Origin of the sequence: Pectobacterium sp. PL64, assembly GCF_022477975.1 — a bacterium.
GTDB lineage: Bacteria > Pseudomonadota > Gammaproteobacteria > Enterobacterales > Enterobacteriaceae > Pectobacterium > Pectobacterium jejuense.
This window is the reverse complement of the sequence record NZ_CP092070.1, coordinates 4,306,349-4,318,627: the sequence shown is the minus strand read 5'-3', so window position 1 is coordinate 4,318,627 and position 12,279 is coordinate 4,306,349. Positions and strand designations below refer to the sequence as shown.

General features: G+C 52.8%; 10 protein-coding genes and 2 pseudogenes. 9 read left to right on the top strand and 3 right to left on the bottom strand.

Annotation, left to right across the window (positions count from 1 at the left end; genetic code table 11):
- Position 1 precedes the first annotated feature (1 nt).
- The 8 genes and pseudogenes from HP572_RS19440 (at position 2) to HP572_RS19405 (ending at position 10,047) form a co-directional block, all read left to right on the top strand.
- On the top strand, positions 2-1,126 hold the full coding sequence (locus HP572_RS19440; protein ID WP_240584080.1) for a sterol desaturase family protein: 1,125 nt from the start codon (positions 2-4) through the stop codon (positions 1,124-1,126).
- Positions 1,119-2,259, top strand: a pseudogene (locus HP572_RS19435) (fatty acid desaturase). The gene HP572_RS19440 and the pseudogene HP572_RS19435 overlap by 8 nt, the downstream one beginning before the upstream one ends.
- On the top strand, positions 2,256-3,356 hold the full coding sequence (locus HP572_RS19430; RefSeq protein ID WP_240584079.1) for an acyl-CoA desaturase: 1,101 nt from the start codon (positions 2,256-2,258) through the stop codon (positions 3,354-3,356). Before HP572_RS19435 ends, HP572_RS19430 begins: the two are co-directional and overlap by 4 nt.
- A gap of 59 nt (positions 3,357-3,415) precedes the next feature.
- On the top strand, positions 3,416-4,345 hold the full coding sequence (locus tag HP572_RS19425; protein ID WP_240584078.1) for a lysozyme inhibitor LprI family protein: 930 nt from the start codon (positions 3,416-3,418) through the stop codon (positions 4,343-4,345).
- Between the two features lie 204 nt (positions 4,346-4,549).
- Positions 4,550-5,581 (top strand): DUF3829 domain-containing protein, encoded by a 1,032-nt coding sequence (locus tag HP572_RS19420; protein WP_240584077.1) that lies wholly within the window; start codon positions 4,550-4,552, stop codon positions 5,579-5,581.
- Positions 5,582-5,901: 320 nt separating this feature from the next.
- A pseudogene (aldA, locus tag HP572_RS19415) lies at positions 5,902-7,342 on the top strand (aldehyde dehydrogenase).
- Between the two features lie 214 nt (positions 7,343-7,556).
- Positions 7,557-8,717: an FMN-dependent L-lactate dehydrogenase LldD gene (gene lldD, locus HP572_RS19410; RefSeq protein WP_240584076.1), complete on the top strand. Its 1,161-nt coding sequence runs from the start codon at positions 7,557-7,559 to the stop codon at positions 8,715-8,717.
- Between the two features lie 148 nt (positions 8,718-8,865).
- A complete protein-coding gene (locus HP572_RS19405; protein WP_240584075.1) occupies positions 8,866-10,047 on the top strand; it encodes an AI-2E family transporter in 1,182 nt (393 codons plus the stop codon).
- A gap of 85 nt (positions 10,048-10,132) precedes the next feature.
- On the opposite strand, the gene HP572_RS19400 is transcribed toward HP572_RS19405, so the two are convergent.
- Positions 10,133-10,495: a DUF596 domain-containing protein gene (locus tag HP572_RS19400; RefSeq protein ID WP_371745340.1), complete on the bottom strand. Its 363-nt coding sequence runs from the start codon at positions 10,493-10,495 to the stop codon at positions 10,133-10,135.
- Positions 10,496-10,526: 31 nt separating this feature from the next.
- Entirely contained in the window at positions 10,527-10,913 is a 387-nt protein-coding gene (locus tag HP572_RS19395; protein WP_240584073.1) for a hypothetical protein, read from the bottom strand.
- 126 nt (positions 10,914-11,039) lie between these two features.
- Between HP572_RS19395 and HP572_RS19390 the strand changes: the two genes are divergently transcribed.
- Complete coding sequence (locus HP572_RS19390; RefSeq protein ID WP_240584072.1) at positions 11,040-11,585, top strand: hypothetical protein; 546 nt, start codon at positions 11,040-11,042, stop codon at positions 11,583-11,585.
- 45 nt (positions 11,586-11,630) lie between these two features.
- Here the strand turns inward: HP572_RS19390 and HP572_RS19385 are convergent, their stop codons facing one another.
- On the bottom strand, positions 11,631-12,188 hold the full coding sequence (locus HP572_RS19385) for a hypothetical protein (RefSeq protein ID WP_240584071.1): 558 nt from the start codon (positions 12,186-12,188) through the stop codon (positions 11,631-11,633).
- Between the last annotated feature and the right edge of the window lie 91 nt (positions 12,189-12,279).

Here is a 12,279-nt window from a genome sequence, read left to right as displayed (position 1 = left end):
CATGATCGATTTGGCATTACCCATTGTCTTCATGCTGGTTGTGGTAATTGGCGAAGCGCTGGTTCTACAGTGGATGCAGCGTGAGAAGGTGAACTGGCATGACGTGGTTTTCAACCTGAACTCAGGGCATATCATGCTGTGGCTTTTTCGCAGCGTGGAGATTTTTTGCTATGGCTATGTCGCGGCGCATTTCAGTTTGGGCTGGGTGGACACCTGGCCGCCGGTGCTGATGTGGCTGTTCGCGATACTCGCCTGGGATTTCGGTTTCTATTGGCTACATCGCCTGCACCATACCTTTGGTGTGCTCTGGGCGGTGCATGTGGTGCATCATCAGGGCGAACATTTCAATCTGTCGCTGGGCGTGCGTAATTCCTGGTATTCCTCGCTGACCTCGATTCCGTTCTTCCTGATTCTGGCGCTGCTCGGCGTACCACTGTACGTGTTCGTTACCGTGTCCATCCTGCATTACAGCGTTCAGCTCTTTAACCATAATGCCATGACGCCCAAACTGGGCTGGCTGGAAAAGGTTCTGGTGACGCCCGCACACCATCGTGTGCACCACGTGAACGACCGTGCGTACGCTGATAAGAACTTCGGCGGCACCTTCATTTTTTGGGACAAGCTGTTCGGCAGCTTTTGCCCGCAGTTGCCTGACACGCCTTTCCGCTACGGTGCAGGCAAAGCAACACCATCAAAAAATCCGTTTTGGGCCAGTAACCTGCCTTTTATGCAGTACCTGAAGCTGTCGGTGCGCCGTACACGTCAGGCAACGTTTCACTGTACGCCAGTGGCCTTGATTGCCGGAGCGATGCTGCTGTTTGCGCTGGTGGTGGGTTATGTCTACCTGTATGGCTACGGCTATGATTCCGCCAATCTGTCGCAGGCGGCGCTCTTCCTGCTGCTGGTGGCGGGTGCGGTTGCGCTGGGCGGGATTTCCGAAGGACGGCGCTGGGGCATTTACGTTTGGCTCGTGGTGGTGCTGCTATTCCCAGCCGTGTTTCTTGTCTATCTGGGCTGGGAAGCGCTTTACTGGAAGATTGCGATGCTGATGCTGGCGCTGCACGGGCTGGCGATGGCAGTTGGCTGGGGCCAGCGGCCTATGACCGAGGAACCTGAAAATGGTTAATGTGCTTCCCGCCAAACCGTATCCTGCGAAGGACGAGCAGGCTTTTCATCGGGCATTACAGCGGGAAACGTCGGCCTATCTCCGCGCGAATCACGATCATCGTTTTGCCGATAGCGGCCAGTTCGTTAAGGCCGGATTACTCTTTTTATGCTGCATCGCCTGTTATGCCGCTTGCTTAGTGCAGCAGACGGCGTGGACGTTCTTCCTGAGCTATTTCTCTTTCATCATGCTGTCGATGTTATTGAATATCATCGTTAATCATGACGCCTCCCATAATACTTTTTTCCGCAACCGAACACTGAATCGCGTGGTCGGGCGCATCGTCACGTTGCCGTTAGGTATCGATCCCGATTACTGGCGTTTGCGTCATGTGGACTTCCACCACATCTATCCGAATGTGGAACATTACGATCTGGATACGGAAGAGAATGGGGTTTTCCGCCAAACGCCTTTTCAGCGCCACCGTTCCTACATGCGTTATCAGCATCTTTACTGGCCGCTGGTGGCCGCGTTCTCGCTCCCTTATATCGCCTGGATTTTTGATTGGGCCGATCGCTTGGGGAAAACTCCCGTCAACGCTCGTTCAGCACAGTTAGGCTACCGCGGATGGATGATTTTTGTCGGCAGTAAAATCGGCCATGTCCTGCTGTTACTGGTGATTCCCATCATGGTAGGAGCGGCACACGGCATTAGCCCAGGCATCGTGCTGTTAAGCTATTTGTTGGGTCAGATGCTGGCCTCGTTGCTGGTGGTATTTTTGCTGCTGGGCACGCACTGGGCGGAGGCTGAGTTCTATACCGTTACTGATACAGAGGCCATGCCTCAGGGTTGGTATCAGCACAATTTTGCGACAGCCTGTGACTGGCTGCCGACGCCGCGCTGGCTTGAGACGCTGGACGGGAGGGTTGCACTTACATCTGACGCATCATCTTTTCCCGGGATGGCATCATCGCCATTATCCTGCGTTAGCCGACATCTTACGGCGCGTGGCTGCCGAGCATGGCATGAACTACCGCTGTATTACCTATCGTGAGCTACTGGCCAGTCAGCGCCGGTTTTTAAAATTGATGGGTGAAGGTAACGATCGGCGTACTTCGCGATGCGTCGTGAAAGCGGGAGCGGAGGAAGAATGACGCTCGCACCGCTGAAGCCGCTCCGCTATGAACAAGGTCGCGATCTGGCGTTACATCGGGCGTTGATGAAGGCCGCGAATGATTATCTGGCGGAAACGGGCGACCACCGTTTTGCCAACGCTGGGTTTATCGGCAAGATGCTGTTTCTGGTGGCGCTGTGTCTGACGTTTTATGGTTTCAGCCTCCGGCAGACGACGCTGTGGGGTTTTGCAGGCTGCTATTTTGGCTTTATTTTTACCGCCATGTTTCTGGCGGTGAACGTGGTGCATGACGCCTCGCATAACGTCTTTTTCCGGCGGCCGTGGGCGAATCGCCTGCTCAATATCGTGGTGAGTATTCCGCTTGGTATGGATTCCGACTGCTGGCGAGTGCGGCATGTGATTTTCCATCATGCGCATGTCAACGTGCAGCACTACGATTTGGATATCGAAGAGAATGGCGTTTTGCGGCAATCACCCTATCAGCGGTTTCGCTTTTTTATGCGCGCCCAGCGCTACTACTGGCCGATGGTGGCATCGCTGACATTCCCCTGCATCATCTGGTTTTTTGACTGGCTCGATCGTGCGGGGAAAACGCAGGTGACGCGCAATATGACGCTTCAGGGCGGTAAGGGCTGGGGTATTTTTCTGTTATCAAAAGCGCTGCATGCCCTGCTGGCGCTGGCGATCCCCTATTGGCTGTTGTCGCCGACACCTGTCAGCCTCGGTGCGCTATTGCTGGTCTATCTGCTGAGCCAAATGCTGTCGTCGCTGATTTTTGTTGTCCTGATTCTGGGGTCGCACTGGGCAAAAGGCACGTTCTATCAGGCACCGGACGATGGCCTATTCAGGCATGGTCGCTATCAGCACGTCTTTTCCACCACGGTGGACTGGACGACTCGTCCCGCCTGGCTTGGCTACTGGCTGGGACAGCTCAATATGCACCTGACTCACCATATTTTTCCCAACTGGAATCATCGGCACTACCCTGCGTTATCGAAAATTATTGCAGACGTCGCCCCGCGTTACGGCATTGATTATCAATGTATTACGTTGAAAGCGATTTTGGTTGAGCAGCAGCGTTTTCTTAAAAAGATGGGAAATGGCAGCAAGAAATAGCCCGTTATCCATTTTATCAATCAGTTAGATTTCATCTGTTTTTCAAGGAGCGATACTTCATGCGTTATTTATCTCTGGCTGTTTCATCCCTGCTGTTCTGTTTCACCTCTTCCGCCTGGGCGATGGATTGCAGCAAGGCCAGCACAGACACTGAGAAAATGATTTGTGCCAGCAGCCAGTTACAGCAGCTTGATACGGTATTGAACAAGGCCTATCAGGGTTACATGAAAAAGGCAGATAAAGCGCAGGCGCGTCAGGAGCAGCGTGATTGGTTGGTCGAGCGCGATCGCTGTAAGGATGACGTTTGTCTGGGGAATGAGATGGTTTCCCGTATTCAGGCGCTTTCCGGGAGTGAAAATATCTCTCTGATTACTCAGGCATCAGACCAGTGGGACTTCGTTCTCAGCGTGGCGGCGTGCGATCTCGACTCTTCTTACTCAACCTGCGAAGGCCCCGGCACGCTGGATATCTTTAAGAAAGGGCGTGGTGATCTGTTCCAGCGTATCACGATGGAAAATATGTTCATCGAGCTGAACACTAAGGGCGAAGTGACAGCGAATCTGGTTGAAGTCTATGGCGAGAACAACAGCGGACTGGTGATTGATGACGCTAACTTCGATCACCACGCGGATATCATAGTGCGTAATGGCAATAGCGGCGCTTACGGCGGGCCGTCTTACGATGTGTACCTGTTTGATGTGGAAAAGCAGCAGTTCACCCTGAATGCGTCTCTGACCGAGTTAGCCAGCACCAACCTCGGCTTGTTCGATATCGATGAGAAAAGTAAGGTCATTACGACGTTTACCAAAAGCGGCTGCTGCTGGCATCAATGGTCTGCCTATCAGATCGCCAATAATCAGCCTGTCCTGATTGCCGAAACCACGGAAGCCTACTCCGAAGAGAAACAGGCGATGGTCGCCACCACCCGCGAGCTGGTAGGCGGCAAGTGGAAGGTGAAGGAAGAGATCGTGAAAATCGACGAGCCGTAAGCGTCTTCTGCTTAGCTAGCAGGCTGTTAAAAGGGACGTCGCCGAGTGTGTTCTGAACTGACAAACGTTAGATCCATGCTCGGTGAGTCCGATGGTACGGAAAACCGTTACCAATTGTTACATGTGGTACTATTGCCTGGCCTTCAGCCGCGAGCATAGGAGCTCAAGGTTGGGGATTTCTTTATTATTAACAGGAGAGTTTTAGTGAAGAAGGTAGTCAGTGCTTTAGTCACAGTGGCTGTGATTGGCGGGGCGGTCATCTATAAAACGGATGTGTTGAACGAACTAATGGGAGGTAAGGCGGAAGGGAGTGCTGAAACACTATTATCGAAAGAAAACGAGGCAACGGTAGCTAAACTTGCCCCGTTCGTCGGGTGTATTAACGGCGTAGATGGTATTTGGCGCGGTGCTTATGCTCGTTATCATACTGCTTACGAAAGCCAGCTCGCTAATGGCCGCGCTTTTTGGAATTTACAGACTCGCTTTACACTTACTCAGCATGGCGATCAGTACGCTATTGCCAAAAACTGTGTCGAGGGTCTGGAAGCAGGGGCGAAGAGTGGGCAAGCCGACCCAGAGCTTGACCCGATTGGTGCAGATTATGCTCAAGTCCTCCAACAATTGATTCCTCTGGTTCAGGAAGTTGATACCTACTATTCTCAGGGCGATTACAAAGACGATGGAATGGCTAAAGGCAAGGCCCTTCAGTCGCAAATCGAGCCGTTGTTCAAGAGGTTCTTTGAAAAATCCGATCGCATCCATAGCATTGTCGCCTCACGCAACCTGGCAATAGAAAAACAAGCGCTGGTTGCTATGGAGCAGCGTAATGGTAAGGATATCTGGTGGCACACAGAAAATGTGATGTTGGAAGCCCGCACCGTCATTGACGCCATCGACGCGCTAAATGTGCAGGACCGTTTGACGGTGGAAAATCTACAGCCACTTGAAACGACATACCAGCAGGCGTTAGATGCAGCGAAAACCTATGGTGAAGCGAATCGAGCCTCGATGGCAAATAAGACGGCAGCCGATCCATTCTGGTTCAATCTGGAGCCGAACGCATCAGCGCTGTTGGCGAACGTAAAGGCGCTACGTCGCGATCTGGATAAATCGAAAAACGCAGGTCTTGAAAAAAATTATAACAACATGATCAATAGCTTCAATAGGTTGGTTACTGAGTATAACAATCGAAATCAATCTCGGAATCGCTATATTGAAAGTATGAAAAAGGGATAAAGATGCATGCGGCAGGTATCCTGCCGCACAAGTTATTTCCCCTAATCACCTTATTTTAAGCCCCTCAATATTTCCGCTCCCTAACCCTGCCCATGTATCAGCCGGCGAACTCGCTATCTGAATTCCGATACTTTGCAAAAGTGTTACGTCAGACGTTCTCAGCATGACTTTTTTGCCACTTGCCAGACTGAGGTGGCAGCGATGAAAAGGTAAATGCCGCGCAGAACGCGCAGCATGGCAAAACTTCACAAAAAAAACGTGTTTTATTAACAACTCGTTTATGCGTGGTATTCCCTTACCCTACTTTGGAGACGCCTGACATGAGCACCACCCAAAAACGTATGTACATCAACGGTGAGTTTGTTGAAAACAGAAGCGGGAAGTGGATTGATGTGGTGAACCCAGCCACAGAGCAGGTTATTTCACAGATCCCAGCAAGGCTCCACTGACGATGCGAAGAGAGCGATAGAAGCGGCAGAAGCCGCACAGCCGGGCTGGGAAGCGCTGCCTGCGGTTGAACGTGGCGTCTGGCTGCACAAGATTGCCGATGGTATCCGCGAGCGCGAAGCCGAACTGACCGACACGATCATCGCGGAAGGTGGTAAGACGCACGGTCTGGCGCAGACGGAAGTGCTGTTTACCGCTGACTATCTCGACTACATGGCAGAGTGGGCGCGTCGTTACGAAGGTGAGATTATTCAGAGCGACCGCCCGAATGAAAACATCTTCGTCTTCCGCAAAGCGATTGGCGTCACGACCGGTATTCTGCCGTGGAACTTCCCCTTCTTCCTGATTGCGCGTAAAGCGGCACCGGCGCTGATTACGGGCAACACCATCGTTATCAAACCGAGCGAGATCACACCGAACAATGCGGTGATTTTCGCCGAAATCATTCACAAGATCGGTCTGCCGAAAGGCGTCATCAATTTTGTTACCGGCTACGGCCCGACGGTCGGGCAAGAGCTGGCTGCTAACCCGAAAGTTGGCATGGTCAGCCTGACCGGCAGCGTGGCAGCGGGCATTGCGACCATGACGGCAGCGGCGCAGAACGTGACGAAGGTGTCGCTGGAACTGGGCGGCAAAGCCCCAGCCATCGTAATGGACGACGCCGATCTCGATCTGGCGGTGAAAGCGATCGTCAGTTCCCGCGTCATCAACAGCGGGCAGGTGTGTAACTGCGCCGAGCGCGTTTACGTGCAGAAAGGCATTTACGACGAGTTTATCGCGCGTATTAAAGCCGCGATGGAGCAGGTGACTTTCGGCAATACGGCGGAGAAAAAAGCACTGGATATGGGGCCACTGATCAGTGCGGCGGCGCGACAGCGTGTCGAAGACAAAGTGGCGAAAGCGGTATCGCAGGGCGCGAAAGTGCTGCTCGGTGGCCAGCGCGCAAGTGGTACGGGCTATTTCTATCCGCCTACGCTGCTGGTGGACGTCAAACAGGACATGCCGATCATGCACGAAGAGGTGTTTGGTCCGGTGCTGCCCGTCGCGGCTTTCGACACGCTGGAAGAGGCGATTGCGATGGCGAACGACAGTGAATATGGTCTGACGTCGTCGATCTATACTCAAAACATCAACACCGCGATGAAGGCGCTGAAAGGGCTGAAATTCGGCGAAACCTACATCAACCGCGAGAACTTTGAGGCGATGCAGGGCTTCCATGCGGGCTGGCGTAAATCCGGTGTGGGTGGGGCGGACGGCAAGCACGGCTTGCAGGAATATCTGCAAACGCATGTCGCGTACCTTCAATTTCACTAAAAGCAGTTCCACTAAAGGCAATCTCACTAAAGGTCATGATGTTTGCTTAAGTGTGGGTTGAGGGGGAAACACGGTGATGAGGTTCCCGTAGGGATACCTCGCACCGTGGTAGCCCCCGGTATCTCGCGCTTTCAACGAGGGGTATTGGTTTTACCCACGGTCATTCCACTTACCGTAACAGTGGCACAAACAAGAAGAAGGATGGGAAAGGACGATGATCATCTCTGCTTCAACGGACTACCGAGCGGCGGCGCAGCGTAAGCTGCCGCCGTTTCTTTTCCACTACGCCGATGGCGGTGCGTATGGCGAGCACACGCTCCGGCGTAATACCGCCGATCTGGCGGATATCGCGCTGCGTCAGCGTATCCTGAAAAATGTCTCCGACCTGAGCCTGGAAACGCAGCTGTTTGGCGAAAAACTGGCGATGCCGGTGGTGCTGGCACCCGTTGGCCTGACCGGTATGTACGCCCGACGCGGCGAGGTGCAGGCTGCCCGTGCGGCGGCGCAGAAGGGTATTCCCTTTACGCTGTCTACCGTCTCCGTCTGCCCGATTGAGGAGGTCGCACCCACTATCGATCGGCCGCTGTGGTTCCAGCTCTACGTGTTAAAAGACCGCGGCTTTATGCGCAATGTGTTGGAACGCGCGCAGGCGGCAGGGATCAAGACGCTGGTGTTTACCGTAGATATGCCAACGCCGGGCGCACGCTATCGCGATGCCCATTCCGGCATGAGCGGCCCGAATGCGGCGATACGTCGTGTGTTGCAGGCGATGGTGCATCCACAGTGGGCATGGGACGTTGGCCTGAACGGTAAGCCGCACGATTTGGGGAATGTTTCCGCCTATCGCGGCACGCCGACGACGCTGGAAAACTATATCGGCTGGCTGGCCGAGAATTTCGATTCCTCTATTTCGTGGCAGGATTTGGCGTGGATCCGCGAGATGTGGAAAGGGCCGATGATCATCAAAGGCATCCTCGACCCGGAAGATGCCAAAGAGGCCGTGAAATTCGGCGCAGACGGTATCGTGGTTTCCAACCACGGTGGTCGTCAACTGGACGGCGTGCTATCGACGGCACATGCGCTGCCTGCTATCGCCGATGCGGTGAAAGGCGATATCACTATTCTGGCGGATTCTGGGATTCGTACCGGGCTGGACGTGGTGCGGATGATCGCGCTGGGTGCGGACGGCGTGATGCTCGGGCGTGCATTTGTCTACGCGCTAGCGGCGGCGGGCGAAGCGGGCGTGGTTAACCTGCTGAACCTGATCGAAAAAGAGATGCGTGTGGCGATGACGCTCACGGGTGCCAAGTCCATTGCTGATATCACCACGGACTCACTCGTGCAGGCGACCCTGCGGCGATTGGATGGCCTGTAAGCACGGATGATGCGGCGAGAGGCATTACATTACCGCCTTTTCGCCGCGCTTTCTGATGGCTTTTCACCGGACGACGGCTTTTCCTATATTGCAAACGCCCCACTTCGTTCTATATTTCGAGAGCAGATTGAACGAAGGGGAAATCGTTGTGAATATTAAAGGGCTTACGAAGGGATTCTTCATCCTTATCTTATTTATCGTCACGCTGGCGTTTTTTGACATCCTGGCACCGTATTATTCTGCCATCTTATGGGCGGCGGTGCTGGCCATTATCTTCCATCCGCTGAAAAGCAAAATTCGGCAAAAATTGAACGATCGTAACGGCGTTGCTTCATTGCTGACCGTCCTGATCATCTTCCTGCTCGTCTTCATTCCGTTGGGGATCATTGTTTCCTCGCTGGTGGTTGAAATTAACGGGGTTTACACCCGATTGCAGGACAGTAATACGCAATTCCCGGTGGTGCTGGCGGAGTTGATTCAGCATCTGCCGAGGTGGGCGCGACATTTCCTCGCGGAACACAATCTGGATAACGCCGCCAAAATACAGCAAGAGCTTTCTCAGGTTGTGCTGAAAGGTGGGCAATATCTGGCGGGAAGCGTGCTGCTGATCGGCAAAGGGACATTCACCTTCTTCATTGGTTTCGGGGTGATGCTCTACCTGCTTTTCTTCCTCCTGAAAGACGGTGCCTATCTGGTCAACCTGATTCTGGAATCGTTGCCGCTTTCCACGCATGTTAAGCATCACCTGCTGGTGAAGTTTGCCGCCGTATCTCGGGCGACCGTAAAAGGCACCGTGGTTGTGGCGATTGTGCAGGGGACACTGGGCGGTATTGCGTTCTCCATCGCAGGAATAGAAGGTAGCCTGCTGTGGGGCTCGCTGATGGCGTTCCTGTCGCTTATTCCCGCTGTGGGATCGGCAATTATCTGGGTGCCTGCCGCTATCTTCCTGTTCGCGACGGATATGCTGTGGCAAGCCATCTTCATTGTCGCGTTCTTCGTGCTGGTGATTGGGCTGGTGGACAACATTTTGCGCCCGCTGCTGGTGGGGAAAGACACCAAAATGCCGGATTACCTGATTCTGATCGCCACGCTGGGCGGCATGGAAATCTACGGTATCAACGGTTTTGTGATCGGTCCGTTGATTGCTGCGTTGTTCATCGCCTGCTGGAACATCCTCTCTGGTCGCGATAATCAGGAGAATATTGAAGGCATCGACGAAGATTTTATCGAGGAAGGTCGCCAGCATCCGAGTGTGGCGAAGTCGGAACAGGATGAGGAGCTAGAGGGTCAGGTAGTGAAATGGCCAGGCAGCGGAAGGTCAGGAGGCTGAACGTAAGACCACGGAGTAAGTCCGCTGCGAGTAATGATATCCGGTCGTGAGTAAGAGGAATTGGCACAGGTTTGGCTGATTCCTCTTACGTCCAACTCTCTTGCCCTTCGGGCGTGATCCACACGACGCCTGCGGGCGCTTTGGCTAAGAACCACAGGCCATATTCGTCGACATCATCAAATTCATCATCGGACATTTCAGGCGGAAAGGCATGGCGGAGCCGATCGACCTGATGTTTTGGGTCGCCTTGCAGATAGTCTCCCTGACTGGCAAGCCTGATTCTGCCCTCTGCGATGAGCCGCTCCAGCAGCGTAAAAAACAGCGCCCGACGCTGGGCGTAGGTTCTGGAGTTGCCCCGACACTCCACCGCAATATGTTGCCATATCGCGCCCATCGACAGCCCGTATGCGCTGGTGGCGACAGCATCGTAAATGTCGTTGTCGTCCATATTCGTTTCTCTCTTCAGCATTCTCGCTGGCTCAGCGCGTTGGGTCATACGCCTTTGCTTCGTCGTCCCACGGTATGCTGTGGTCGTCAACCGCGACGTGCCATTCACAGTGTGTCAGGGCGGTGCGGATTTCGGATAAACACTGGCACCAGTGCTGTACGCCAATCCAGGTAGCTTCTTCATCGCTATCGGGGAGTTTAGTCGAGCCGGAGAACACGATTCCTTTTCTGAAAACGTTACCGATTTTCGCGTTGAGGGTGAAATTAAATGACTCCCAGTTTATGCCGTCGCCGGTCGTCAGGTATTTCTCAATGTGTTCATTAACGGAATGGCGTTGGACAATCTCCTTCACGGCAGATATCTCTTGTGGGCTCAGGGATTTTTTACGTCGTGCGGTGTAATAGAGAGAAATTGCCACGTTGCCTCGTTTATCATTAGTGTTTAAGGTGAGGTAATGCTTTAAGGTAATACAACATAAATTTTCGAATAAAAAGCGGCGTAAAATAATCAGGATGTTCTGATTTTATAAAGGTAAGGGATGGTTATGTTTGGGAAAATGCTTCTGATAGGAATCAGTTCGGTATTAGTCAGCGGATGTTCGGTTGCGACCTATAGTCATAAACTGGAGGATTATCAGGGTGCTGACCGAGTGGGTATGACGTTCGATAACCGCAATCTCGACTATGTTCGCGTTTATCCGACGACCGACAGATGTATTAATATTGATGCACCAGAAAATGGCTATACCAATAATGCGTTTGGGTTCCAAACTAAACTTAATAATAAAGAACTCGGCTTCCCTGAAATTCCAGAAACACCAACGATGATTCGTGAGTTTTGGGTCAGTGCGCAACACAATATTGCGGTCAGAATGATTGCTGGCAATGGCGGATTTAGTACCGTGACGTTTAAACCTGTGGTCGGGAATTACTATTATGTCACTGGCGAGTATGTCGGGCCGTATTCACCACGACGTATCGAAGTCTACGAAGTGTTCAAAACCGAAAAAGGCTACTATGACCGCCGACCCGTCAAAGATTTGATGCTGAAAAACTGCGGCCAATTTTCTTCCAGAATGCAGAAATTCTAATGCCGCTCTCGGCCAGACGTGATCTGTCTGGCCGCCTCACCGAACTTACGTTAGCTGCTTGCCAGAAAACGTGCCGGCATACCAGGCATCCATGACCGATAGCAGGTTTTTCACTTCATCCACGGTCATGCCGTACGAGTCGGCGTTTTCATGGGGCTTAACGACGAGTAGCTGAACATCGGCACGCGTATGCAGATAATCGAACTGATATTGCACTTCCTTGTTGTCGTACAGACTCCCGCCAACGTTTCCGGCTTTGCGTAACTGAGCGATCTGTTTATCCTTCGCGGCCGGATCTTGCGCCCAAGTCAGGAAATCACGCAGCGGCTGCGTCTGCCGGGCAAAATCATCACGCGTGAAGCCAAAATAGGCGTAACGCTTTCTGACCACTAACGCGATTTTGCTCTTATCATCGGATATCTTGACGTCAAAAGATCGCTTACCCACAGTACAGTCGCGGAATTTAGGCTTGTAGTCGCAGGCGGAAAGATTCTCGGCTTCATAAACTTCGTAAAGACGCAGCGTGGCATATTTATCGAAGGTGGTTACCGCCTGACAGCCGGTTAAGGCAAGAAGGATAAAGGGGAGGACGAGATAACGCATGTCGGTTGTTTTTCCCTGTTTTGTTGCGGGTGAAGATGTTCCTGAGATGGTTTTCAGTGGTGGCTTTTGGCGCCAGCTTGTGCTGCGATAA

Bases quoted from the DNA above. Each gene is read 5' to 3' on its own strand.
- HP572_RS19440 (WP_240584080.1), top strand. From the start codon at position 2: ATGATCGATTTGGCATTACCCATTGTCTTCATGCTGGTTGTGGTAATT.
- HP572_RS19430 (WP_240584079.1), top strand. From the start codon at position 2,256: ATGACGCTCGCACCGCTGAAGCCGCTCCGCTATGAACAAGGTCGCGAT.
- HP572_RS19425 (WP_240584078.1), top strand. From the start codon at position 3,416: ATGCGTTATTTATCTCTGGCTGTTTCATCCCTGCTGTTCTGTTTCACC.
- lldD (WP_240584076.1), top strand. From the start codon at position 7,557: ATGATCATCTCTGCTTCAACGGACTACCGAGCGGCGGCGCAGCGTAAG.
- HP572_RS19400 (WP_371745340.1), bottom strand. From the start codon at position 10,495: ATGGACGACAACGACATTTACGATGCTGTCGCCACCAGCGCATACGGG.
- HP572_RS19390 (WP_240584072.1), top strand. From the start codon at position 11,040: ATGTTTGGGAAAATGCTTCTGATAGGAATCAGTTCGGTATTAGTCAGC.
- HP572_RS19385 (WP_240584071.1), bottom strand. From the start codon at position 12,188: ATGCGTTATCTCGTCCTCCCCTTTATCCTTCTTGCCTTAACCGGCTGT.